The following is a 24,990-nucleotide window of genomic DNA, read 5'->3' on the forward strand; positions in this document are numbered from 1 at the left end:
GAGTCCACTCGCGATGACGCCAATCGACGCCAAGCGCCCGCTGCAGCTCAATGATCAGGGCCAGCTGCGCCACTTCCTCTCGCTCGACGGTTTGCCCCGCGAACTGCTGACCGAGATCCTCGACACCGCCGACTCGTTCCTCGAAGTCGGCGCCCGGGCCGTCAAGAAAGTCCCGTTGCTGCGCGGCAAGACCGTGTGCAACGTGTTCTTCGAGAACTCGACCCGTACCCGCACCACCTTCGAACTGGCCGCTCAGCGCCTGTCGGCCGACGTGATCAGCCTCAATGTGTCGACCTCCTCGACCAGCAAGGGCGAAACCCTGTTCGACACCCTGCGCAACCTCGAAGCCATGGCCGCCGACATGTTCGTCGTGCGCCACTCCGACTCGGGTGCTGCACACTTCATTGCCGAACACGTGTGCCCGGATGTCGCGGTGATCAACGGCGGTGATGGCCGCCATGCCCACCCTACCCAAGGCATGCTCGACATGCTGACCATCCGCCGCCACAAGGGCAGCTTCGAAAACCTGTCCGTGGCAATCGTCGGCGACATCCTGCACTCGCGCGTGGCCCGCTCCGACATGCTCGCGCTCAAAGCGCTGGGCTGCCCGGACATCCGCGTGATCGGCCCGAAAACCCTGATCCCGATCGGCATCGAGCAATATGGCGTGAAGGTCTACACCGACCTCGCCGAAGGCCTGAAGGACGTCGACGTGGTGATCATGCTGCGCCTGCAGCGCGAGCGCATGGCCGGCGGCCTGCTGCCCAGCGAAGGCGAGTTCTACCGCCTGTTCGGCCTGACCACCGCGCGCCTGGCCGGCGCCAAGCCTGACGCCATCGTCATGCACCCAGGGCCGATCAACCGCGGCGTGGAAATCGAATCGGCGGTTGCCGACGGCAAACACTCGGTGATCCTCAATCAGGTTACCTACGGCATCGCCGTGCGCATGGCGGTATTGTCCATGGCCATGAGCGGGCAGAACGCGCAACGTCAAATCGACCAGGAGAACGCCCAGTGACCCTCAGCATTCTTGGCGCCCGGGTCATCGACCCCAAGAGTGGCCTGGACCAGGTCACCGACCTGCACCTGGATGGCGGCCGTATTGCCGCGATCGGCGCGGCCCCAGCCGGTTTCAGCGCCAGCCGTACCCTCCAGGCCGACGGCCTGATCGCCGCGCCAGGCCTGGTCGACCTCGGTGTCTCCCTGCGTGAGCCGGGTTACAGCCGTAAAGGCACCATCGCCAGCGAAACCCGCGCCGCCGTGGCCGGTGGCGTCACCAGCCTGTGCTGCCCGCCGCAGACCAAGCCGGTGCTGGACACCTCGGCAGTGGCCGAGCTGATCCTCGACCGTGCCCGTGAAGCCAGCAACAGCAAGGTCTACCCGATCGGCGCCCTGACCAAAGGCCTGGAAGGCGAGCAACTGGCCGAGCTGGTGGCCCTGCGCGACACCGGCTGCGTGGCCTTCGGCAACGGCCTGAAGGAAATCCCCAACAACCGTACCCTGGCCCGCGCCCTGGAATACGCTGCCACTTTCGACCTGACCGTGGTGTTCCACTCCCAGGACCGCGACCTGGCCCAAGGTGGCCTGGCCCACGAAGGCGCCATGGCCAGCTTCCTCGGCCTGCCCGGCATCCCCGAAAGTGCCGAGACCGTGGCCCTGGCCCGCAACTTGTTGCTGGTCGAGCAGAGCGGCGTGCGCGCGCACTTCACACAGATCACCAGCGCCCGTGGTGCGCGGCTGATCGAACAAGCCCAGCAGCTTGGCCTGCCGGTAACTGCCGACGTTGCCCTGTACCAGCTGATCCTCACCGACGAGTCGCTGCGCGAGTTCTCCAGCCTGTACCACGTGCAGCCGCCACTGCGCAGCAAAGCCGACCGCGAAGGCCTACGCCAGGCGGTCAAGTCGGGCGTGATCCAGGCGATCTCCAGCCACCACCAGCCGCACGAGCGCGATGCCAAGCTGGCACCGTTCGGCGCTACCGAGCCTGGAATCAGCAGCGTCGAACTGCTGCTGCCACTGGCCATGACCCTGGTTGACGACGGCCTGCTCGACCTGCCAACCCTGCTGGCTCGCCTGACCAGCGGCCCTGCGGCGGCCATGCGCCTGCCGGCGGGTGAGCTGAAGGTAGGTGCAGCTGCTGACCTGGTGCTGTTCGATGCCAAGGCCTCGACCGTTGCCGGTGAACAGTGGTTCTCACGCGGCGACAATTGCCCGTTCATCGGCCACTGCCTGCCTGGGGCGGTGCGTTATACCTTGGTCGATGGGCATGTCTGCCACGAGGGCTGAGTAGGCCCCACCGCCCTCAACGCCGGCAAGCCGGCTCCCACAGGGATTTGCAGCGCTAAAACCTGCGTGGGGGCCGGCTTGCCGGCGATGAGGCCAGCACAGACATCCACCAACCATTCATCCCCCCCGGTTGAAATCCTTCCCCCCACCCCCATATGAGTCTGCATCAGGCAATTTTGCCCCGCTGCGTGGAGACTCCCCCTTGACCACCATCGTTTCTGTCCGCCGTAACGGCAAAGTCGTCATGGGCGGCGACGGCCAGGTATCCCTCGGCAACACCGTGATGAAAGGCAACGCCAAAAAGGTTCGTCGCCTGTACCACGGCCAGGTCATCGCCGGCTTTGCCGGTGCCACCGCCGACGCCTTCACCTTGTTCGAGCGTTTCGAGGGGCAGCTGGAGAAACACCAGGGCCACCTGGTGCGTGCCGCCGTCGAGTTGGCCAAGGAATGGCGCACCGACCGCTCCCTGAGCCGTCTGGAGGCCATGCTGGCCGTGGCCAACAAGGATGCATCGCTGATCATTACCGGCAACGGCGACGTGGTCGAGCCCGAAGACGGCCTGATTGCCATGGGTTCCGGCGGCGCCTACGCCCAGGCCGCAGCCCGCGCCCTGCTGAACAAGACCGACCTCTCGGCCCGTGAAATCGCCGAGACAGCCCTGAACATCGCCGGTGACATCTGCGTGTTCACCAACCACAACCTGACCATCGAGGAGCAGGACCTGGCCGACTGATCAGTTGTTTTGGCGTCCCGCCCAGAGCGGGACTTTTCCACACTGATTGCTCTGCTCGAGGACCATTTTCATCATGTCCATGACCCCCCGCGAGATCGTCCACGAACTCAACCGCCACATCATCGGCCAGGACGACGCCAAGCGCGCCGTGGCCATTGCCCTGCGCAACCGCTGGCGGCGCATGCAGCTGCCTGCCGAGCTGCGTGCCGAGGTCACCCCGAAGAACATCCTGATGATCGGACCCACCGGCGTCGGCAAGACCGAAATCGCCCGTCGCCTGGCCAAGCTGGCCAATGCGCCGTTCCTCAAGGTCGAAGCGACCAAGTTCACCGAAGTCGGCTACGTTGGCCGCGATGTCGAGTCGATCATCCGCGACCTGGCCGACGCGGCCATGAAGATGTTGCGTGAGCAGGAAATCATCCGCGTGCGCCACCGCGCCGAAGATGCCGCCGAAGACCGTATCCTCGATGCCCTGCTGCCGCAGGCCCGGGTGACCAGCTTCAGCGAAGAAGCCGCACAAACCAGCAGCGATTCCAACACCCGCCAGCTGTTCCGCAAGCGCCTGCGTGAAGGCCAGCTGGACGACAAGGAAATCGAGATCGAAGTTGCCGACACCGCCGGCGTCGAAATCGCCGCGCCCCCCGGCATGGAAGAGATGACCAACCAGCTGCAGAGCCTGTTTGCCAACATGGGCAAGGGCAAGCGCAAAGCGCGCAAGCTTAAGGTCAAGGAAGCGCTGAAGATGGTTCGCGACGAAGAAGCGAGCCGCCTGGTCAACGACGACGACCTCAAGGCCAAGGCCCTGGAAGCGGTCGAGCAACACGGTATCGTGTTCATCGATGAAATCGACAAGGTTGCCAAGCGTGGCAACGTCGGCGGTGCCGATGTATCCCGCGAAGGCGTGCAACGCGACCTGCTGCCGCTGATCGAGGGCTGCACCGTCAACACCAAACTGGGCATGGTCAAGACCGACCACATCCTGTTCATCGCCTCCGGTGCGTTCCACTTGAGCAAGCCGAGCGACCTGGTGCCTGAGCTGCAAGGCCGCCTGCCGATCCGTGTCGAACTCAAGGCACTGACCCCGGAAGACTTCGAGCGCATCCTGCAGGAGCCGCACGCTTCGCTGACCGAGCAATACCGCGAGCTGCTCAAGACCGAAGGGCTGAACATCGAGTTCCAGGCCGACGGTATCAAGCGCCTGGCCGAGATCGCCTACCAAGTCAACGAGAAGACCGAGAACATCGGTGCCCGCCGCCTGCACACCCTGCTCGAGCGCCTGCTCGAAGAGGTATCGTTCAGTGCCGGTGACCTGGCCAGTGCACATGACGAAGCACCTATCCAGATCGATGCCGCTTATGTGAACAGCCACCTGGGTGAGCTGGCGCAGAACGAAGACCTGTCGCGCTACATCCTGTAAGACCGAAGGGGCCGCTTCGCGGCCCAATCGCCGGCAAGCCGGCTCCCACAATGTCCGCAGCACTGCTGAACCCTGTGGCAGCCGGCTTGCCGGCGATTGGGCTGCACACCAGGCCCTTGCACAAAGGCGGGAATCTCTCGAAGCTTGCATTATCAGCTAACCAGAGATTCAGCCCATGGCCCGCCTGCCCACCGCTATCAATCTGCACAAAGCCTCCAGGACCCTCAGCCTCACGTACGGCCCCGACGAGGTCTACCACCTGTCCGCCGAATTCCTGCGCGTGCACTCGCCTTCCGCCGAAGTGCAGGGCCACGGCAACCCTATCCTGCAATTTGGCAAGATCAACGTCGGCCTTTCCGGCCTCGAGCCTGCCGGCCAGTACGCACTGAAACTGACTTTCGACGACGGCCACGACAGCGGCCTGTTCACCTGGGAATACCTCGAGCAGCTGTGCCTGCGCCAGGAGCAGCTCTGGGCCGAGTACCTCGATGAATTACACAAGGCTGGCAAAGCCCGCGATCCTGCCGAATCGGTGGTTAAACTGATGCTCTAGGTCAGGCCTTCCAAGAGTTAGAGCGCATTTTCTAATCTCATCTGTTTGAATGCCTTACAGACAGCTCTTTCAAGCGCTGTCTTGCGCATTACATGAAGTCGGGTTACCAATGGAGCTGGCAAGTTCCCTGCATTGCTTTCCAGGCAATCAGGGCCAGGCCGGTTTGTAGAGGTCGCGAGCGAAAGCAGGCAGTCTTCACACGCAGATTCCCCCGCAGCTCATCGCCGAATGCATCCGGCCCGCAGCACCGCTGTTCCTTATCACTGGTCACCCGAGTAGCAGTACCGGGCTGTCGACTGTGCGTTTGCCACAGCAAACCGGTACTCGTCTCAGGACAACGGAGCGTCGTAGATGAGTAGCAAGAACAACGATGAGTTGCAGCGGCAAGCCTCGGACAACACCCTGGGCCTGAACCCGGTCATTGGCATCCGCCGCAAGGATCTGCTGAGCTCTGCCCGTACCGTGCTGCGCCAGGCCGTACGCCAGCCGCTGCACAGCGCCAAGCACGTGGCGCATTTCGGCCTGGAGCTGAAGAACGTGCTGCTGGGCAAGTCTAGCCTGGCCCCCGAGGGCGACGACCGTCGCTTCCAGGACCCGGCCTGGAGCAAGAACCCGCTGTATCGCCGCTACCTGCAAACCTACCTGGCCTGGCGCAAGGAGCTGCAGGACTGGATCGGCAACAGCGACCTGTCCCCCCAGGACATCAGCCGCGGCCAGTTCGTCATCAACCTGATGACCGAAGCCATGGCACCGACCAACACCCTGTCCAACCCGGCGGCAGTCAAACGGTTCTTCGAGACCGGCGGCAAGAGCCTGCTCGACGGCCTGTCCAACCTGGCCAAGGACGTGGTCAACAACGGCGGCATGCCCAGCCAGGTAAACATGGACGCCTTCGAAGTGGGCAAGAACCTGGGTACCAGTGAAGGCGCCGTGGTGTACCGCAACGATGTGCTCGAACTGATCCAGTACAGCCCCATCACCGAGCAGGTGCATGCCCGCCCGCTGCTGGTGGTACCGCCCCAGATCAACAAGTTCTACGTTTTCGACCTGAGCCCGGAAAAGAGCCTGGCGCGCTTCTGCCTGCGCTCCCATCAGCAGACCTTCATCATCAGCTGGCGCAACCCGACCAAGGCTCAGCGTGAGTGGGGCCTGTCGACCTACATCGACGCGCTCAAGGAAGCGGTCGACGCGGTGCTGGCGATCACCGGCAGCAAGGACCTGAACATGCTCGGTGCCTGCTCCGGCGGCATCACCTGCACCGCGCTGGTCGGCCACTATGCGGCGCTGGGCGAGAAAAAGGTCAATGCCCTGACCCTGCTGGTCAGCGTGCTCGACACCACCCTGGACACCCAGGTCGCGCTGTTCGTCGACGAGCAGACCCTCGAATCGGCCAAGCGCCATTCCTACCAGGCCGGTGTGCTCGAAGGCAGCGACATGGCCAAGGTGTTCGCCTGGATGCGCCCCAACGACCTGATCTGGAACTACTGGGTCAACAACTACCTGCTCGGCAACGAGCCGCCGGTGTTCGACATCCTGTTCTGGAACAACGACACCACGCGCCTGCCGGCCGCCTTCCACGGCGACCTGATCGAAATGTTCAAGAACAACCCACTGACCCGTTCCGATGCACTGGAAGTGTGCGGCACGCCGATCGACCTGAAGAAGGTGCACTGCGACATCTTCAGCGTCGCTGGCACCAACGACCACATTACCCCGTGGCAGTCGTGCTACCGCTCGGCGCACCTGTTCGGCGGCAAGATCGAGTTCGTGCTGTCCAACAGCGGCCATATCCAGAGCATCCTCAACCCGCCGGGCAACCCCAAGTCGCGCTTCATGACCGGCGCCGACCGCCCGGGCGACCCGCTGGCCTGGCAGGAGAACGCCGACAAGCATGCCGACTCCTGGTGGCTGCACTGGCAGAGCTGGCTGGGCGAGCGTGCCGGTGACCTGAAAAAAGCCCCGGTGCGCCTCGGCAACCGCGCCTATGCCGCAGGTGAAGCTGCACCGGGGACTTACGTTCACGAACGTTGAGTTGTAACGCCGCGGCGCCCATGGAGGGCCCACGGCGCTTCATCCACATCAGAGTCACGCGCATGCCGCCACCCTACATATTCAGGACCGTCGAGCTGGACGACCAGTCCATTCGTACCGCCGTCCGTCCGGGCAAGCCGCACCTGACGCCGCTGCTGATCTTCAACGGCATCGGCGCCAACCTGGAGCTGGTGTTCCCGTTCATCGAGGCGCTCGACCCCGACCTGGAAGTCATCGCCTTCGATGTGCCAGGCGTGGGTGGTTCCTCCACTCCGCGTCACCCTTACCGCTTCCCGGGCCTGGCCAAGCTGACCGCGCGTATGCTCGATTACCTGGATTACGGGCAGGTCAATGTGATCGGTGTGTCCTGGGGTGGCGCCCTGGCGCAGCAGTTCGCCCACGACTACCCGGAGCGCTGCAAGAAGCTGGTGCTGGCCGCTACTGCCGCCGGTGCGGTGATGGTGCCAGGCAAGCCCAAGGTGCTGTGGATGATGGCCAGCCCGCGTCGATACATTCAGCCCTCGCACGTGATTCGCATCGCCCCGTTGATCTACGGCGGTGGCTTTCGCCGCGACCCCGACCTGGCCATGCACCACGCATCCAAGGTGCGCTCCGGCGGCAAGTTGGGCTACTACTGGCAGCTGTTCGCCGGCCTGGGCTGGACCAGCATCCATTGGCTGCACAAGATCCAGCAGCCCACTCTGGTGCTGGCCGGTGACGACGACCCGTTGATCCCGCTGATCAACATGCGCCTGCTGGCCTGGCGAATTCCCAATGCCCAGCTACACATTATCGACGACGGTCACTTGTTCCTGATCACCCGGGCCGAGGCCGTCGCCCCGATCATCATGAAGTTCCTCCAGCAAGAACGTCAGCGTGCAGTCATGCACCCCCGCCCAGCCTCCGGCGGCTAGGGTGCTGGTTGCTGCGTTCTGAGCTGACCGTGGCTTGACGAAGGAGTGCTGCCATGAAAGACAAACCGGCCAAAGGAACGACAACGCTTCCCGCCACCAGCATGAACGTGCAAAACGCGATTCTCGGCCTGCGCGGTCGCGACCTGGTCTCGACACTGCGCAATGTCGGCCGCCATGGCCTGCGCAACCCGCTGCACACCGCCCGCCATTTGTTGGCGCTGAGCGGCCAGCTAGGCCGGGTGATGCTCGGCGACACGCCGTATCAGCCAAGCCCCCGCGATGCACGCTTCAACGACCCGACATGGAGCCAGAACCCGTTCTATCGCCGCGGCCTGCAGGCCTACCTGGCGTGGCAGAAGCAGACCCGCCTGTGGATCGAGGAAAGCCACCTGGACGCCGACGACCGGGCCCGCGCGCATTTCCTGTTCAACCTGATCAACGACGCCCTGGCCCCGAGCAACTCGCTGCTCAACCCGCTGGCAGTGAAGGAGCTGTTGAATACCGGTGGCCAGAGCCTGGTGCGTGGCGTGGCCCACCTGCTCGATGACCTGCGCCACAATGACGGCCTGCCGCGCCAGGTGGACGAGCGTGCCTTCGAAGTCGGTGGCAACCTGGCTGCAACCCCAGGCGCGGTGGTGTTTCGCAATGAGCTGCTGGAGCTGATCCAGTACAAGCCCATGAGCGAAAAACAGCATGCCCGGCCCTTGCTGGTGGTGCCGCCGCAGATCAACAAGTACTACATCTTCGACCTGCAGCCGACCAACAGCTTCGTCCAGTACATGCTCAAGAACGGTTTGCAGGTGTTCATGATCAGCTGGCGTAACCCCGACCCGCGCCACCGCGAATGGGGCCTGTCCAGCTACGTACAGGCCTTGGAAGAAGCACTCAACGCCTGCCGCAGCATCAGCGGCAACCGCGACCCCAACCTGATGGGCGCCTGCGCCGGGGGCCTGACCATGGCCGCGCTGCAGGGCCACCTCAAAGCCAAGCACCAGCTGCGCCGGGTGCGCAGCGCCACTTACCTGGTCAGCCTGCTCGACAGCAAGTTCGACAGCCCCGCCAGCCTGTTCGCCGATGAGCAGACCATCGAGGCGGCCAAGCGCCGCTCATACCAACGTGGCGTGCTGGACGGCGGCGAAGTGGCGCGGATTTTCGCCTGGATGCGGCCCAACGACCTGATCTGGAACTATTGGGTCAACAACTACCTGCTCGGCAAGACGCCACCGGCCTTCGACATCCTTTACTGGAACGCCGACAGCACACGCTTGCCGGCCGCGCTGCATGGCGACCTGCTGGACTTCTTCAAGCACAACCCGCTGACCCACTCGAACGGGCTGGAGGTCTGCGGCACACCCATCGACCTCAAACAGGTCGACCTGGACAGCTTTACCGTGGCAGGCAGCAACGACCACATCACCCCGTGGGACGCGGTGTACCGCTCGGCCCTGCTGCTGGGTGGCGAGCGTCGTTTTGTGCTGGCCAACAGCGGGCATATCCAAAGCATCATCAACCCGCCAGGCAACCCCAAGGCCTTTTACCTGGACAACCCCAAGCTTTCGAGCGACCCGCGGGCCTGGTTCCACGATGCCCAGCGTAGCGACGGCAGCTGGTGGCCGCTGTGGCTGGAGTGGATCACCCCGCGCTCCGGCCCGCTGAAGGCGCCACGCGTGGAGCTGGGTAATGCAACTTATCCACCGCTGGGCCCCGCGCCAGGCACCTATGTCCTGACCCGATGAGCACAACGACTGGATGAAAACCCGCGACCGTATCCTCGAATGCGCCCTGCAGCTGTTCAACCAGCAGGGCGAGCCCAACGTTTCGACCCTGGAGATTGCCAACGAACTGGGCATCAGCCCGGGCAACCTGTACTACCACTTCCATGGCAAGGAACCGTTGGTGATCGGCCTGTTCGAGCGTTTCGAAGAGGCACTGATGCCGCTGCTGGACCCGCCCCTGGAAGTGCGCCTGGATGCCGAAGACTATTGGCTGTTCCTGCATCTGATCGTCGAGCGCATGGCTCAATACCGCTTCCTCTTCCAGGACCTGTCGAACCTGACGGGGCGCTTGCCGAAGCTGGCGCGAGGCATGCGCAGCCTGATCAACGCGCTTAAGCGCACGCTCGCTGCGTTACTGGCCAGTCTCAAGGGCCAGGGGCAGGTGGTCAGTGAAACGCAGGCGCTGGGGCAGTTGGTGGAACAGATCACCCTGACGCTGATGTTCTCGCTGGATTACCAGCGGGTGCTGGGGCGCGAGGGCGACGTGGGGATTGTGGTGTATCAGGTGATGATGCTGGTGGCGCCGCATTTGCAGGCGCAAGCGCGGGGGGCGGCGGAGCAGTTGGCGGTGCGGTACTTGGAAGGGTAAGGCTGCTGAATGGCGTTGCCTTCATCGCGGGCAAGCCCGCTCCTACAGGTATTGAAACCGACGCAGTACCTGTGGGAGCCGGCTTGCCGGCGATTGCGGCGACGCAGTATCAGGCCTGAGTAGCCGCGTTTACCGGTGCCGACGGTGCGTTGCTGGCCGGGGCCGCGCTTGGCGCTGGCGCCGCGGTAGCGGCCGGTGCGGCACTGGCCGCCGGTGCTGCCGGCTTGGAGGCTGCCGGCTTGGCCGGTGCCTTTTTCACCGCAGGTTTTTTCGCAGCAGCAGGTTTTGCTGCAGGCTTGGCAGCAACTGGTTTGGCTGCAGGTTTCGCCGCGGGTTTGGCCGCAGCAGTCTTGGCCGCTGGTTTGGCCGCAGGCTTGGCCGCCGCCGTTTTTGCTGCAGGCTTGGCAGCTGCCTTGGCCAGCGGTTTGGCTGCAGTCTTGCTGGCTGCAGGCTTGGCCGCAGCGGCGCGCGACGAGATTGGCGTGACCGAAGCCCCGGTCAGTTTCTCAATCTGCTTGGTCAGGCTATCAACCTGCTGGTGCAGAGCCTTGATCTCGTTGCGGCTCGGCACGCCAAGGCGCGAAATCGCGCTGTTCAAGCGCTTGTCGAAGGCCTCTTCGAGTTCGCTCCACTTGCCCAATGCGCGATCTTTCACGCCCGACACGCGCGAGGTGGTCGAAGACTTGGCGCTGTCGGCCACATCTTCTGCAGCCTTCTTCGCCTGCTTCTCGGCCTTCTCGCCATCCTTCACCAGCGAGTCGAACAGCTTCGGGCCGTCCTGGTCGACTTTCGAGTAGATACCCAGCCCTGCCAGCCAGATCTTGCGGGAGTACTTCTCGATCCCACCGACCCAGGAGCTGCCTTCTTTGTCGGAATTCTTTTTGCCAGCCATCCTGCTCTCCTTATGGTTTGTGCGCGACGCGCTCGAGCAGCTCATGCAGCTGCTCAAGCTTGATGGACAACGCCTCAACGTCATGTTTAGACGGAATGCCGAGGCGATTCAAGGCGCGACCTACCCGTGCGTCGAAAGCTTTTTCGATCTTGTCGAGTTGAATCTCGACCTTGCCGCGTACCCGACTGACTTCTTCAGCGGCTTCATCGATCTGGTTGTTGGCGGCATCGAGCTCTTTGTCGATACGTTTCTTGCCACGCTTCTCGACGCCTTCACCGGCTTTCACCAGCTCCTGAAAGTACTCGGAGCCTTCCTGGCCAACACGGGCGTAGGCGCCAATGCCTGCCAGCCAGATCTTGCGCGCATAACCGCGCACCTCGCCCAGCGCGCTCTGGGCGTCGTCCTTTTTCTTCACATTCACTTTGGCCATGCTCTGTACCTCATGCTCATGAGTGGAGGAGAACCGCCCATGAAGGTTGGGCTTGAGCATAAGGTAGGAGCAGGAATTAGAATCTTCACCCTAAGATCGCCGCGCTGAAGTATCTACCGCAGCTGCTGCATGCTGGCGTTGCAGAATTCGGCTCCCTTTTCCCGGAGCCTTTGCCATGCCCCAGTCACCGACCTCGCCAGCGACATCGTTCAGGCAACGGGTAGCAATGCAGTTCGCCAATCGCCCCAGCTTGCGCGATGTCATTGCCGCCGCTGGCTTCGACGCACTTGCCGCACGCTACCCGTGGACCCGCAAGAACCATCCGCAGCTGCAATCCCTGGAGGGCTTCAGCATCCTGCCTGGCGCGGATGAAGAACAACCGGCACAACCCCGCAACCTGGTCGACACATTGCTTGAGCATTTCCTCAACGGCCAGCCCATGGCCCTCAAGCCCACGGACCAGTTCAGCCTGAACCCGCCAGCCATCTTTCGCCCCCAGGATGATGCCCCGACCATCGACATTCGCATGGCCGACCTGAACACCGATTACGACGATGTCCTTGCGACCCTCTGCGAGAGATTTCAGCAGGCACAGGTCAGTTTCTGGAACAGCCGCGAGGGGGACTCGGATGTGACCCGTCTGCACTGGATGCAGCAGGTGCTCAAGGCCGCACTGCTCGGCACGCTCGAGCGCCAAGGCCTGGACAGTGATCAGAAGACCTTGCTGTACGCCATGCTCGCTCGAACCAATGCGTCGTCCAACGTGCAGGGTTTGCAGGTGACACTCGGCAGTCAGGGCAACATGGTTGAACTGGTAGTTCCGGACCTGCTCATCACAGGGCAAAAAGAGGCGCGCGAGCTGATCTTGTGGTGCAAACCCTCTGGCACCGTGCGCGGCTTCACTGGGCTGCCGGCCTTTGCGGTCGCCCTGCGCGACGAGCTCTCCGAGCGCCATGTGTTCGACACGATGTCCTGGGCCAGCACGGCCCTGGTCGAAGACCCGTTCTGCTATCAGGCCCGGCAGATGCTCAACGCACTGCTGCAACAGATTGACCGCATGCAACTGGATGCAATTGAACAGACAAGCGATCTGGAGGAGGCTTTCAGCCTGCTGAGCGATCCTTCATCGACATTCCCGACGTACTTCAAGCTCGAGCAATCGCCCCCCGAGATCACGCTGCCTGGCTGGCTGGAGAACGCCACGGTAACGGATCGATTCCAGTACCACATGGCGTTGCTGGACCTGGCGGCAGAGCAAATGCTGGCGCAGGGTAAATCATCCCTGGACGGGATCGAAGATTTGCAGCAGTACACGGTTCGCCGCCTGCGCGATCAAATGCGCGATGACCACCCGGCCGAGCAGGTTTACAACCCCGATGAGGTTCAGATCACGATTTCACAGGTGGTGCAGGTGTCCTCCGCGGGGCCAGCCAAGCTTGAGCCTCTGAAAATCATCAGCCTGACCGAACTGGCCATCACACGCCTTCCCCTGGGCAGCGGCCAAGTCGCCTCGGCCATTGAATTGGCCGATCAACAGACGCTGGGCAGCTGGATGGACCTGGACTACGTCAACGCACTGGTCAGTGCCGTGGATGTCGGTGGCCAGTATCCGCAATTTGTCCACAACCAGTTGCAAGCCGGCAACGACACCGACAAACACCACCAGCGGTTCGCCGAAGAATGGCGCGCAGCCCTGCTGCTGAGCGCGCTACAAGCCAAGATCGCTAGCCAGCTGGACGAACGAACCTGGCAGGTGGTCGCAGACTTCTGCCGCCGTAAAGCCCACGCCAGCGCATCGCTGAACCTGGCTCCGCTGGCATTCAACAGTGTCCCCGGTGGCCCGAAGGCCAACCGGGTGCATGGCATGTTCGTCATTCACATCCCCGCCACAGGGGCCTGGATACTCTACCGGCCCATGAACACGGTGCAGGCTGTCAGGCAGTTCGAAAGCCAAGATCTGTTGATGGCAGCAATACGGACCGAACCGCGCCTGCAGCAGGACATCCTCGCCTGGCTGGATGACGAAGCCCACCCCATTTATGCCAATGACGGCTTCACCCATCCGCACTTGCATAGCGGCCTCACCGAATTGGCGCACCTTGTGGGGCCCGGTTCCGAGCTGGCCACTGAAGCCCTTGAGCGTCTGAGGGCACCTGTCACCTTGGCTTTCACTCCACGGTCCGGCGACCTGGACAGGTCGATGTTGCGGGCCAGGGCCGATGTGCTTGTGTTACTGGCTTCACGGCAGAGCGTCTCGAATGCGCAGCAACGCTGGGCGATGGTCGTGCAATTCGCCTGGCTGGCGTTCAACACTGTCACGCCGCTGCTGCGTGGGCCTGCAGGCCTGCTGGCCTGGCTGGTGGCAGCCCTGCTCAGCATCAAGGATGACCTGACAGCGTTGACCCAAGGGAGCAGCGCAGAAAAGGTACTCGCCACTGCCGACCTCCTGTTGAACCTGGCCATGCTGCTGGCCCACGGGCCCAATACCACCCCCATCGAGCCAGAGGTGGCACTTAAGCCCAGGCCACGGCGTGGCTCCGACGCAACCGCAAAGCAGCCACCCGAGCAGACAACCTGGCAAGCCCCCACGGAGCAGCCCGGGCCTGCAGCGCTCAACGTCAGCCAATGGGGCCACGACCAGAGGCTCGGCAACCTGCCCCGCGAAGCCCGTGCCACCCTCCACACGCTACGCGCCAAGCTCGGCCTGCACGGGCGCAGTGCGCTGAGCAGTGGCCGCATGCGCGGCCTGTACAAGGTGGACGGCCGCTACTACGTGAATTTGCAGGATGTCGCCTATGAAGTGGAAGAGAACTGGCGCGGCATGCGCATCATCGGCCCCGAGGTCAGCCAGACTGAATGGTCGCAAACCTGGGGGGCAGAGCCTGACGGCTACTACATTGTCGGCCGCGAACGCAGCCATGGCCCTTGGCTGACGCGCTGGAACGGTGAATGGATGCTCGACCTGCATCTGCCCGGCGGCATGCCGAAAACGGCCAGGGCGCTGATCGATGAAAAAAAGGAAGCTTTCAGCAAAATGCAGGAAAGCCGAAAGGCAAATGACAAGAAACTCACCAGCACGGAAGACTTCATCGATGGCTATCTGGAACGCTTGAAACCCTATGACCAGGCGCATCAGGCATTCGAAAAGTCCCTGGAGGATTACCCCGGTGTCACCCTCGACAATCTGCCAGCAGAGCTGCAAGCGCCGCGCCAGGCACTACGGGCCCTGCGCAACGAGGCACGGGCAAACCTGGATGTACTGGCACGCGCCTACGACAAACAGGCCGGGCTGGTAAAAGAGCAGGTGCAGCTGTACGCCAGCATGAGCGATCTGAAGTACGCCAGGTTCGACCCGAAGGCGGCTGCCACCTATGGCCGTGGGCAGTGGTGGGAACAGTTGCTGACCACCGACCTGCAGCAGTTCCGCCGCCTGCTGGACATGAATGACTATGAAACCCTCAAGGATCAGTCAAACCGGCTGGTGCAGCTACCTTTCGGGCAGGAGCAGGCACAGTTGTACCTGGAGCACAGCAAGAACGTGGAGGCAGCACTGGCTACCCATAGACGCCTCTTCAGCGTCAGCCAACGCCTCGACCAGAACATCGGCGAGGCACTGGCAGACGGCCAGATCCAGTTCCCAGGCAAGCGCAAGAAGCTCGATGCCCTCATCAATAACCGGCGATACTCGACACTCATCATTCGAGCCCAGATCCTGAGCGACTTGTTTCAGTTGGTGGTGAAGAGAGACCAGCTGACCGCGGAGACCTTCGAAAGCACCCTGCTCTGGCAAAAGACCCTGCGTAGCAAAAGCCTCCATGAAGCGATGCTGAGCCACGACAGCCTGGCTGCAGCCCGCCTGGAGCCCGAAGCGCAGAAGGAGCCGCTGGAGAGCGCGCTGTGCGAATACAAACTGTCACGGGGCATCGCCGACTATTTGCTGTCACTCGATCTTCCGGCTGTGGACAGCAGCAGGCTCAATGAGTACATCGCTGAGCTCGATGCACTGATAACGCTGGCCGAGCGTGACCTTGCCTATGTTTCTGCTGCGGCGGATGCGCAGGGTGCAGTGATCGAACGGCCTGTGGTAAATAAAATGCGCCCCGTGAGACGCAAGGTGATCCGCACCACCCGTGGCAGATCACTGGTGGTCGAGCAGGCGGAGGAAGGCAGCGAAGCCGTGCAGATCGACCCGCTGACCGAACAGACCATTGCGCGCTATCAGCCTCAAGGCGATCGCTGGGAAGTTGTGCCGCAAAGCGTGCCAGCACCCAACTACGCTCACCTGCACCGCTTCGGCAACGACCTGTTGAGGCAGAAGGATGCCAGAATCGCCCACGCCGCCCGCCACCTGGACGGTCCCAATAGCCTGTCGGACCAGCTCGACTTTTACATCCAGGACATGGCCGATACCGCCGGCCCCTTGCGTGCGGGGCCAGAACAAGGGCATTCACTCGCCACCAGGCTGGATCAGGCGATTGCCGAGGTACAGGCAGAAAAAAAGCGGCTCTTGACCGTCGCCTACCTCGGCACCTTGCACCCGGACAGTAAGGCGTTGCGCTTTTTGGTGGATGCTGACGAAGTCGAAATCAAGGCAAGCAGGCGCCGCAAGAAACTCAAGGCCAATGACTTTCTGGATGTGTACGACGTTTATCGCCTGCAACCCCGGCAGAAGCTCTGGGAAGCGCATTTTCACTACACCAGCGCCAATGCCAATGCCCGGCGCTTCGCCAAGGGCCATTTGAAGTTCCCGGACGCCATGGGCCGTGACGAGCGTTTGCAGCGTGCACTGGCCCCGGCAGAGCGATATGACATCTATCGCGGTGACCTACGCCTGGAACAGATCGAGGACGTCATCCCGTTCCCCGACAATTGACAGCAGCGGGCGTCAGGCCAGCGCCTTGTCCAGCGCCCGCTCGATCTCGCCCTTGATGGTGCCGCTCATCATCGACAGCATCATGCCGAGCTTCAGCTCCACACGGATGCTGTCGTCGCCAATGTGCACGCTGCCATTGGCGCCGCTGCGCGCCACATCCACGCGGTCGCCGTTCCAGGTGGCCTTGAGGTCGTACTCACGGCTGAGCTTGTCGACCAGCGCTTCGGCCTTGGCGCGGGCGGCCTCGCGGCCTAGGGAGTGTTTGCGTTCGACGCTGATCTGGGTCATGCGGGTGTTCCTGAAGATGAAGACATAATCGGCATTATGCCCGCCCCTGCCCACTGGCACACCCCGCCAAGACAAATCCGCCCGTTCGCCCTAGAATGGCGGTAATTTTTTCCGGTGAAGCGATATGAACGACCAGCGCAAAGGCGAACACGCCGAACCCACCACTCATTTCGGCTACCAGGACGTCCCCGAGAGCCAGAAGGCAAAGAAAGTCGCCGAGGTATTCCACTCGGTGGCCGCCAAGTACGACCTCATGAACGACGTGCTTTCCGGCGGCATGCACCGCTTGTGGAAGCGCTTCACCATCGAGCTGTCGGGCGTGCGCAGCGGTAACCGCGTGCTGGACATCGCCGGTGGTACTGGCGACCTGGCCGCCAAGTTCTCGCGCCTGGTTGGCCCAACCGGTCAAGTGGTGCTCGCCGACATCAACGATTCGATGCTCAAAGTCGGCCGTGACCGCCTGCTCGACCGTGGCGTGGCGGGTAACATCGAGTTCGTCCAGGCCGACGCTGAAAAGCTGCCGTTCCCGGACAACCATTTCGACTGCGTGACCATTGCCTTCGGCCTGCGTAACGTCACCCACAAGGACGCAGCGATCCGCTCGATGCTGCGCGTGCTCAAGCCCGGTGGCCGCCTGTTGATCCTGGAGTTCTCCAAGCCGACCAACAAGCTCATGTCCAAAGCCTACGACGCCTACTCGTTCGCCTTTATGCCACTGGCCGGCAAGCTGATCACCAATGACTCGGAAAGCTACCGTTACCTCGCCGAGTCGATCCGCATGCACCCGGATCAGGAAACCCTCAAAAGCATGATGGTGGAGGCCGGTTTTGACCGCGTCACCTACCACAACATGACCAGCGGCATCGTCGCCGTGCACCGGGGAATCAAGCCCTGATGCTGCTGGCAGGGCTGCTCGCCAGCGTCGAACATGGCCTGAACCGCGTCCTGCGCATGGACAGCACGGCCCTGCCGCGGCTGGCCGCGCTGGAAGGCAAGGTCATCGAAATCGACTGCCGTCAGCCGGCCCTGCAGGTCTTCATCCTGCCCGATGAAGAAGGCCTGATGCTCGCCGCCCATTGGGAGGGCGAGGTGGACTGCAGCCTGCGTGCACCGGCCGGCAGCCTGGCGCAACTGGCCCTGGCCAGGGACAAGACCGCCGTGCTGCACAGCCCGCAGGTCGAACTGCATGGCGACAGCGCCGTGCTGCTCGACCTGTTCGGCGTGCTGCAAGACCTGGAGCTGGACTGGGAGCACGAGCTGCAACGCTGGCTCGGCCCGGTCGCCACGGCGCTGCTGGCAGGCCACATCCGCCTGCGCGCACGCTGGACCCGCCAGGGCCTGGCACGCTTCAGCCAGAACCTGTCCGAATACCTGGCCGAAGAGTCGCGCACCCTGGTGGGCAAGCGTGAAGCCGAAGCCGCCTTCAGCGAGCTCGACACTTTGAAGGTCGACATAGAACGCCTCGAGGCGCGCCTGCTGCGCCTCTCCCGATCCCTTGATACCAGCGATAACGCATGAAGCTGCTCGCCGTCCGCCGTCTTTTCCGCATCCAGCGCGTGGTGATCCGCTACCGCCTCGATGACTTGTTGTTCGACCTGCCGCTGCCCTGGTGGCTGCGCAGTCTGCGCCTGCTGATGCCTTGGCGCTGGCTGCCGCGCAAGCCGTCCGAGCTCACCCGCGGTGCGCGCCTGCGCCTGGCGCTGCAGGACCTGGGGCCGATCTTCATCAAGTTCGGCCAGCTGCTGTCCACCCGCCGCGACCTGCTGCCCCCTGACATCGCCGATGAGCTGATGGGGCTGCAGGACCGCGTGCCGCCGTTCGACCCGAAACAGGCCGTAGCGCTGATCGAAGCACAGCTGGGCGCCAAAGTGGGCCAGGTGTTCAGCCGCTTCGACGTCGAGCCGCTGGCCTCGGCCTCGGTGGCCCAGGTGCATGCCGCACGCCTCAAGACCGGTGAAGAGGTGGTGGTCAAGGTGGTGCGGCCCGGCCTGAAGCCTGTGATTGCCCAGGACCTGGCCTGGCTGTTCCTGATTGCCAAGGCCGCCGAGCGCGCCTCGGCCGACGCCCGCCGCCTGCACCCGGTGGAAATCGTCGGCGACTACGAAAAGACTATCTACGACGAGCTCGACCTGCTGCGCGAGGCGGCCAACGCCAGCCAGCTGCGGCGCAACTTCGAGGGCTCGGAGCTGATGTACGTGCCCCAGGTGTACTGGGACCTGTGCCGCCCCAAGGTGCTGGTGATGGAACGCATCTACGGCGTGCCGGTGACCGACATGGCCACCCTGGCCGACCAGCGCACTGACATGAAGCTGCTGGCCGAGCGCGGCGTCGAGGTGTTCTTCACCCAGGTGTTTCGCGACAGCTTCTTTCATGCCGACATGCACCCCGGCAACATCTTCGTCAGCACGGTAAAGCCGTGGAGCCCGCAGTACATCGCCATCGACTGCGGCATCGTCGGCAGCCTCACCGCCGAGGACCAGGACTACCTGGCGCGCAACCTGTTCGCCTTCTTCAAGCGTGACTACCGCCGCGTTGCCGAGCTGCACATCGATTCGGGCTGGGTACCGGCGCACACCAAAGTCAATGAATTCGAGGCCGCGATCCGCACCGTGTGCGAGCCGATCTTCGAAAAACCGTTGAAAGATATTTCCTTCGGCCAGGTGCTGATGCGCCTGTTCCAGACTGCCCGGCGCTTCAATATGGAGGTGCAGCCACAGCTGGTGCTGCTGCAGAAGACCCTGCTCAACATCGAAGGCCTGGGCCGTCAGCTCTACCCCGACCTGGACCTGTGGAGCACCGCCAAGCCGTTCCTCGAACGCTGGATGCGCGAGCGCTACAGCCCCAAGGCCGTGTTCGGCAACCTGCACAGCCAGGTAGAACAACTGCCGCACCTGGCCGACATGACCCGCGACTTGCTCGAACGCCTGTCGCAGCCGCACCTGCACGACCCACAGCTGCCGGAGCGCCGCCGCCAGGGCGACCGCTGGGCGCTGCGCCTGCTGGGTGCCGGCCTGCTGGGTGGCGGTGCGGTGCTGGCCGCCGGTGCCGCCGAGGCCGCCAGCCTGGCAGCCCCGGCTGCATGGCCGGCCTGGCTGATGCTGGCTGCAGGCCTTTACCTGATCGTGCGCCAATAGCCAGCCGCGCTGCTGGCTGGCACACTAGCGCAAGGGGCCCGGTACAGGAGCGGGCCCGGCTTTGGAGTCGACGATGAAAGACTGGCTGGACGAGATCAAGTGGAACAGCGATGGCCTGGTACCGGCAATCGCCCAGGACCACAAGACCGGACGCGTACTGATGATGGCCTGGATGAACCGTGAGTCGCTGGCACTGACTGCCGCCGAGCATCGCGCCATCTACTGGTCACGCTCCCGTGGCAAGCTGTGGCGCAAGGGCGAGGAATCTGGCCATGTGCAGAAGCTGCACGAGATGCGCCTGGACTGCGATGCCGACGTGATCATCCTGATGGTCGAGCAACTGGGCCATATCGCTTGCCATACCGGCCGTGAAAGCTGCTTCTACCGCGTCTTCGAAGACGGCCAGTGGAAAACCGTCGACCCGGTGTTGAAAGACCCGGATGCCATCTACAGCGCAGGACACTGACATGAGCGATACCCTCAACCGCCTGGCCGAAGTGCTCGAAGAACGCAAGCACGCAGCACCCGACAGCTCCTATGTGGCCAGCCTGTACCACAAGGGCCTGAACAAGATCCTCGAGAAACTTGGCGAAGAGTCCGTCGAAACCATCATTGCTGCCAAGGATGCCGAGGTCAGCAAGGATTACAGCGATGTCATCTATGAAACCGCCGACCTGTGGTTTCATAGCCTGGTCATGCTCAGCGCACTGGGCCAGCATCCACAAGCCGTGCTCGATGAACTGGAGCGCCGTTTCGGCCTCTCCGGGCACGATGAAAAAGCCGCGCGCCAGCCCTCGGCCTGACCGAATAGCATTCTAGGAGAGCACCATGGGTATTTTTGACTGGAAACACTGGATCGTCCTGCTGGTCGTCGTCGTGCTGGTGTTCGGCACGAAGAAGCTGAAGAACCTGGGTGGCGACCTGGGCGAATCGATCAAGGGCTTCCGTAAAGCCATGAACGACGAAGAGACCAAGCCGGCCGAGCAGACCCCGCCGCCAGCCCAGCCGATTCCGCCGGTACACACCACCCAGCCGCACGCCGCCGCGTCGCAGCCGCAGCCGCAGCCGCAGGGCCACACCATCGAGGGCCAGGCCCAGCCGGTCCAAGAGCCGCAGCGGAAAGACTGAGCCATGTTCGGCATCAGCTTCAGCGAGTTGCTGCTCGTCGGCCTGGTAGCGCTGTTGGTGCTCGGCCCCGAACGCCTGCCTGGCGCCGCGCGTACTGCGGGGCTGTGGGTCGGCCGGCTCAAGCGCAGCTTCAACGCCATCAAGATGGAAGTCGAGCGCGAAATCGGCGCCGACGACATCCGCCGTCAGTTGCACAATGAGCACATCCTGCAGATGGAACAGGAAGCCAAGCGCATCCTCAACCCGCTGACGCCGCCAGCCCCGCCGCCAGCCGCTGCGGTTACCGAGCAGCCTGCCGCCACGCCCACGCCAGCGCCGGTAGCACCTGTAGCGCCGGCCACTGCGCCCGAGCAGCCCGAACAGCCTCAACCGCCGCGAGCCCCATGAGCGAAAAACCGCAAGACGACCAGCCCATGCCGCTGGTCTCGCACCTGACCGAACTGCGCACGCGCCTGTTACGCTGCGTCGCCGCGATCTTCCTGATCTTTGCCGGGCTGTTCTCTTTCGCCCAGCAGATCTACACCCTGGTCTCGGCGCCCCTGCGCGACCACTTGCCGGCCAACGCAACGATGATCGCCACCGATGTGGCCTCGCCGTTCCTGACGCCGTTCAAGCTGACCATGATCGTCTCGCTGTTCCTGGCCATCCCGTTCATCCTGCAGCAGATCTGGGGGTTTATCGCCCCGGGTCTGTACCGCCACGAAAAACGCATCGCCATTCCGCTGCTGGTATCGAGCATCTTCCTGTTTTACGCCGGCATGGCCTTCGCCTACTTCCTGGTGTTCCCGCTGATGTTCAAATTCTTCGCCGCTGCCACACCGGCAGGCGTGGCGATGATGACCGACATCGCCAACTACCTCGATTTCGTCATGACCCTGTTCTTCGCCTTCGGCGTCGCCTTCGAAATACCGGTGGCGGTGGTGCTGCTGGTGTGGATCGGTGTGGTCGATGTGCAATACCTGAAGAAAATCCGCCCTTACGTGATCATCGGCTGCTTCGTGGTCGGCATGATCCTCACCCCGCCAGACATCTTCTCGCAGACCCTGCTCGCCGTGCCCATGTGGCTGCTGTTCGAAATCGGTGTGCTGTGTGGCAGCCTGATCCGCAAGCGCAGCCACCGCGATGATGAAGCAGCGAACGACCACAACGACCAGCCGCCAGCGACCCAACCGTGAACCTCTTGCTTCTTGAAGAGGCCGACTTCGTCTCGGCCGACCGTGTCGTCCTTGCCGATCGGCGCTTTACCCACATGCAGGAAATCCACCGTGTGGCGGTGGGCGACAGCCTGCGCGTAGGCCGTATCAACGGCCTGATGGGCAGCGCTACGGTGGTGCGCCTGGAGCAGCACGAAGCCGAACTTGAAGTCGGCTTCAACCAGCCGCCGCCCGCCAAACTGCCGCTGACCCTGGTGCTGGCCGTGCCGCGACCAAAGATGCTGCGCAGGCTGTTCCAGACCGTCGCCACCCTGGGCGTACAGCGGTTGGTGCTGGTCAACAGTTACAAAGTCGAGAAAAGCTTCTGGCAGACGCCCTTCCTGACCCCCGAGAGCATCCGCGAGAACCTGATTCTGGGGCTGGAACAGGCCCGCGACACGGTGCTGCCCGAGGTATTCATCGAGAAGCGCTTCAAACCGTTCGTCGAAGACCGCCTGCCCGCCATCGCCGAAGGGACCCTCGGCCTGGTCGGCCACCCGGGCCCCTACCCCGCCTGCCCGCGTGCGGTCGAAGGCCCGGTAACGTTGGCGATTGGCCCGGAAGGTGGCTGGATCCCCTACGAAGTCGAACTGCTGGGCAAGGCAGGCCTGGCGCCAGTGCAGCTGGGTGAACGCATTCTGCGCGTGGAAACGGCCGTCACGGCGTTGTTATCGCGAATTTTCTGACAGCCAAGTCAGCCTTTTCCACCCATCAAGTTTCCCCGACATAGGCCGATGCTCTGGCAACACAACAATAATTCCGTGCTGCCACGTTGCCGGGGGGTCGAACATGTACCAAAAGTTTTCCCAATCGCTGGGGAATATAAGCGTCAATCGAAAATTGGGGCTGGGCTTCGGCTTGGTGCTCTTGCTCACCCTGGCCATTACCTTCACGGGCTGGAAGGGCATGGACAGCATCATCGACCGGGGCGACAAGCTGGGCAATATCTCGGTGATCCAGCAATACACCCAGGAACTGCGCATCGCTCGCCAGCATTACCAGCGTCAACGCGACGCGGCCACGTTGGGCGAATTGGAGCAGGCGCTGGCCAACCTCGATCACCAAGTGCAGCGGATGCTCGGGGAGATCGAACAGCCGGCAGACCGCCAGCGCCTGGAGCAGCAGCGCGAGGCCGTGCGCATCTATCAGCAGGCCCTCACCGACCTGAAGCAGGCCGGTCAGCGTCGTGACACGAGCCGTGCCATGCTGGGCGACACCGCCGACAAGGCGGTCGAGCTGATCGGCCGTGTGCAGCAGCGCCTGCTGCAGGGCGGCGATATCACCCAGTACCACGCTGCCGTCGAGGTCAATGCCCTGGTTCAGCAGGCGCGCTTCCAGGTGCGTGGCTACACCTACAGCGGTAATGCCGACTTCCAGCAGACCGCGCTTAAGGCGATCGACCAGGCCCTCGCCGAGCTCAAGGCGCTGCCGGCCAAGCTCCCAGCCGAATATGCCGCCAGCCTCGATGACTCCGCCACCGCACTGGCCGCCTACCGCGATGCGGTACGCCAGTTCGGCGACGCCCAGAATGCCAGCGAGCAGGCCCTGCAGCACATGGCCGACCAAGGCTCGGTGCTGTTGCAAACCAGCCAGGCGATGACCCTTTCGCAAACCGAAGTGCGTGACGCCGGCAGCCACCGGGCCAAAGTCATGCTGGGCGCAGCCACCGCCTTCGCCATGGTGCTGGGCCTGCTCGCCGCATGGGCCATCACCCGGCAGATCATCATCCCGCTGCGTCAGACTTTGGCCGCCGCCGAACGCGTGGCCAACGGCGACCTGCGCCAGGACCTGGTCAGCACCCGCCGCGACGAACTGGGCCAGTTGCAGGCCAGCATGCAGCGCATGACCCAAGGCCTGCGCGAACTGATCGGCGGCATCGGCGACGGCGTCACCCAGATCGCCAGCGCCGCCGAAGAGCTGTCGGCTGTGACCGAGCAGACCAGCGCCGGGGTCAACAACCAGAAGGTCGAAACCGATCAGGTAGCGACCGCCATGAACGAAATGGCTGCCACCGTGCACGAAGTGGCACGCAATGCCGAGCAGGCCTCGGAAGCGGCGCTGATGGCAGACCAACAGGCGCGTGAAGGCGATCGCGTGGTCAGCGAGGCCGTTGCGCAGATCGAGCGCCTGGCCAGCGAGGTGGTGAATTCCAGCGAAGCGATGAACCAGCTCAAAGCTGAGAGCGACAAGATTGGCAGCGTGCTCGACGTGATCAAGTCGGTTGCCCAGCAGACCAACCTGCTGGCCCTCAACGCGGCCATCGAAGCGGCCCGTGCCGGCGAGGCTGGCCGTGGTTTTGCCGTGGTGGCCGATGAAGTGCGCAGCCTGGCGCAGCGTACTCAGCAGTCCACCGAGGAAATCGAAGAGCTGATTGCCGGCCTGCAAAGCGGCACCCAGCGGGTTGCCAGCGTCATGGACGCCAGCCGCCAGCTCACCGACAGCAGCGTCGAGCTTACCCGCCGTGCGGGCGGCTCGCTGGAAACCATCACCCGTACCGTGTCGTCGATCCAGGCAATGAACCAGCAGATCGCCACGGCAGCCGAGCAGCAAAGCGCCACCGCCGAAGAGATCAACCGCAGCGTGATGAACGTGCGGGATATCTCCGACCAGACCTCGGCGGCCAGTGAAGAGACGGCCAGTTCCAGTGTCGAACTGGCGCGCCTGGGCACGCACCTGCAGGGCCTGGTCGGGCGCTTCAGGCTCTAACGACACGGGCTACTAGTAACATCCTACGAATCAGGCTGAAATTTCCTA

The 24,990-nt window shown here is 63.3% G+C and carries 23 protein-coding genes; 20 read left to right on the top strand and 3 right to left on the bottom strand.

Features of this window, described 5'->3' with window-relative positions; translation table 11 throughout:
- The first annotated feature begins 13 nt into the window (after window positions 1-13).
- The 9 genes from ACFY68_RS01125 (at window position 14) to ACFY68_RS01165 (ending at window position 10,298) form a co-directional block, all read left to right on the top strand.
- The gene (locus ACFY68_RS01125) at window positions 14-1,018 is read left to right on the top strand and encodes an aspartate carbamoyltransferase catalytic subunit (RefSeq protein WP_387522673.1); all 1,005 of its coding nucleotides are present in this window, start codon (window positions 14-16) and stop codon (window positions 1,016-1,018) included.
- Window positions 1,015-2,286, top strand: coding sequence for a dihydroorotase (locus ACFY68_RS01130; protein ID WP_387522675.1), 1,272 nt, complete (start codon window positions 1,015-1,017; stop codon window positions 2,284-2,286). The genes ACFY68_RS01125 and ACFY68_RS01130 overlap by 4 nt, the downstream gene beginning before the upstream one ends.
- Before the next feature lie 202 nt (window positions 2,287-2,488).
- On the top strand, window positions 2,489-3,019 hold the full coding sequence (gene hslV / locus ACFY68_RS01135; protein ID WP_003249309.1) for an ATP-dependent protease subunit HslV: 531 nt from the start codon (window positions 2,489-2,491) through the stop codon (window positions 3,017-3,019).
- Window positions 3,020-3,092: 73 nt separating this feature from the next.
- Entirely contained in the window at window positions 3,093-4,436 is a 1,344-nt protein-coding gene (gene hslU / locus ACFY68_RS01140; RefSeq protein ID WP_346614069.1) for an ATP-dependent protease ATPase subunit HslU, read from the top strand.
- A gap of 175 nt (window positions 4,437-4,611) precedes the next feature.
- Entirely contained in the window at window positions 4,612-4,989 is a 378-nt protein-coding gene (locus ACFY68_RS01145) for a gamma-butyrobetaine hydroxylase-like domain-containing protein (protein WP_387522678.1), read from the top strand.
- 351 nt (window positions 4,990-5,340) lie between these two features.
- Window positions 5,341-7,020 (top strand): class II poly(R)-hydroxyalkanoic acid synthase, encoded by a 1,680-nt coding sequence (gene phaC / locus ACFY68_RS01150; RefSeq protein WP_387522680.1) that lies wholly within the window; start codon window positions 5,341-5,343, stop codon window positions 7,018-7,020.
- A gap of 62 nt (window positions 7,021-7,082) precedes the next feature.
- Entirely contained in the window at window positions 7,083-7,934 is an 852-nt protein-coding gene (gene phaZ / locus ACFY68_RS01155; protein ID WP_387522681.1) for a poly(3-hydroxyalkanoate) depolymerase, read from the top strand.
- A 53-nt stretch (window positions 7,935-7,987) separates the two neighbouring features.
- On the top strand, window positions 7,988-9,670 hold the full coding sequence (gene phaC, locus ACFY68_RS01160; RefSeq protein WP_387522683.1) for a class II poly(R)-hydroxyalkanoic acid synthase: 1,683 nt from the start codon (window positions 7,988-7,990) through the stop codon (window positions 9,668-9,670).
- A 13-nt stretch (window positions 9,671-9,683) separates the two neighbouring features.
- On the top strand, window positions 9,684-10,298 hold the full coding sequence (locus tag ACFY68_RS01165) for a TetR/AcrR family transcriptional regulator (RefSeq protein WP_387522685.1): 615 nt from the start codon (window positions 9,684-9,686) through the stop codon (window positions 10,296-10,298).
- Between the two features lie 109 nt (window positions 10,299-10,407).
- On the opposite strand, the gene ACFY68_RS01170 is transcribed toward ACFY68_RS01165, so the two are convergent.
- A complete protein-coding gene (locus ACFY68_RS01170; RefSeq protein ID WP_387522687.1) occupies window positions 10,408-11,190 on the bottom strand; it encodes a phasin family protein in 783 nt (260 codons plus the stop codon).
- Window positions 11,191-11,200: 10 nt separating this feature from the next.
- Window positions 11,201-11,620 carry a phasin family protein gene (locus tag ACFY68_RS01175; protein WP_387522689.1) on the bottom strand — a complete coding sequence of 140 codons (420 nt, stop codon included), beginning with the start codon at window positions 11,618-11,620 and terminating at the stop codon, window positions 11,201-11,203.
- Window positions 11,621-11,795: 175 nt separating this feature from the next.
- On the opposite strand from ACFY68_RS01175, the gene ACFY68_RS01180 reads away from it, so the two are divergent.
- Entirely contained in the window at window positions 11,796-16,493 is a 4,698-nt protein-coding gene (locus ACFY68_RS01180) for a hypothetical protein (protein ID WP_387522691.1), read from the top strand.
- A gap of 12 nt (window positions 16,494-16,505) precedes the next feature.
- Here ACFY68_RS01180 and ACFY68_RS01185 read toward each other — a convergent pair whose 3' ends face one another.
- Entirely contained in the window at window positions 16,506-16,781 is a 276-nt protein-coding gene (locus ACFY68_RS01185) for a polyhydroxyalkanoic acid system family protein (RefSeq protein ID WP_033701930.1), read from the bottom strand.
- Window positions 16,782-16,905: 124 nt separating this feature from the next.
- Between ACFY68_RS01185 and ubiE the strand changes: the two genes are divergently transcribed.
- The 10 genes from ubiE (at window position 16,906) to ACFY68_RS01235 (ending at window position 24,942) form a co-directional block, all read left to right on the top strand.
- A complete protein-coding gene (ubiE, locus tag ACFY68_RS01190) occupies window positions 16,906-17,676 on the top strand; it encodes a bifunctional demethylmenaquinone methyltransferase/2-methoxy-6-polyprenyl-1,4-benzoquinol methylase UbiE (protein ID WP_387522693.1) in 771 nt (256 codons plus the stop codon).
- Window positions 17,676-18,299: an SCP2 sterol-binding domain-containing protein gene (locus tag ACFY68_RS01195; RefSeq protein WP_346614078.1), complete on the top strand. Its 624-nt coding sequence runs from the start codon at window positions 17,676-17,678 to the stop codon at window positions 18,297-18,299. Before ubiE ends, ACFY68_RS01195 begins: the two co-directional genes overlap by 1 nt.
- Window positions 18,296-19,915 (top strand): ubiquinone biosynthesis regulatory protein kinase UbiB, encoded by a 1,620-nt coding sequence (ubiB, locus tag ACFY68_RS01200; RefSeq protein ID WP_387522695.1) that lies wholly within the window; start codon window positions 18,296-18,298, stop codon window positions 19,913-19,915. Before ACFY68_RS01195 ends, ubiB begins: the two co-directional genes overlap by 4 nt.
- A gap of 73 nt (window positions 19,916-19,988) precedes the next feature.
- A complete protein-coding gene (hisI, locus tag ACFY68_RS01205; RefSeq protein ID WP_050707261.1) occupies window positions 19,989-20,381 on the top strand; it encodes a phosphoribosyl-AMP cyclohydrolase in 393 nt (130 codons plus the stop codon).
- A gap of 1 nt (window position 20,382) precedes the next feature.
- Window positions 20,383-20,718, top strand: coding sequence for a phosphoribosyl-ATP diphosphatase (locus tag ACFY68_RS01210; protein WP_387522697.1), 336 nt, complete (start codon window positions 20,383-20,385; stop codon window positions 20,716-20,718).
- A 25-nt stretch (window positions 20,719-20,743) separates the two neighbouring features.
- On the top strand, window positions 20,744-21,043 hold the full coding sequence (locus ACFY68_RS01215) for a twin-arginine translocase TatA/TatE family subunit (protein ID WP_387522699.1): 300 nt from the start codon (window positions 20,744-20,746) through the stop codon (window positions 21,041-21,043).
- Between the two features lie 3 nt (window positions 21,044-21,046).
- Window positions 21,047-21,430 carry a Sec-independent protein translocase protein TatB gene (gene tatB, locus ACFY68_RS01220; RefSeq protein WP_346614082.1) on the top strand — a complete coding sequence of 128 codons (384 nt, stop codon included), beginning with the start codon at window positions 21,047-21,049 and terminating at the stop codon, window positions 21,428-21,430.
- The gene (gene tatC, locus ACFY68_RS01225; protein ID WP_346614083.1) at window positions 21,427-22,218 is read left to right on the top strand and encodes a twin-arginine translocase subunit TatC; all 792 of its coding nucleotides are present in this window, start codon (window positions 21,427-21,429) and stop codon (window positions 22,216-22,218) included. Before tatB ends, tatC begins: the two co-directional genes overlap by 4 nt.
- Window positions 22,215-22,922 (top strand): 16S rRNA (uracil(1498)-N(3))-methyltransferase, encoded by a 708-nt coding sequence (locus ACFY68_RS01230; RefSeq protein WP_387522702.1) that lies wholly within the window; start codon window positions 22,215-22,217, stop codon window positions 22,920-22,922. The genes tatC and ACFY68_RS01230 overlap by 4 nt, the downstream gene beginning before the upstream one ends.
- Window positions 22,923-23,025: 103 nt before the next feature.
- Complete coding sequence (locus tag ACFY68_RS01235) at window positions 23,026-24,942, top strand: methyl-accepting chemotaxis protein (RefSeq protein WP_387522703.1); 1,917 nt, start codon at window positions 23,026-23,028, stop codon at window positions 24,940-24,942.
- The last annotated feature ends 48 nt before the right edge of the window (window positions 24,943-24,990 follow it).

Origin of the sequence: Pseudomonas sp. NPDC012596, assembly GCF_042902325.1 — a bacterium.
Taxonomy (GTDB): domain Bacteria; phylum Pseudomonadota; class Gammaproteobacteria; order Pseudomonadales; family Pseudomonadaceae; genus Aquipseudomonas.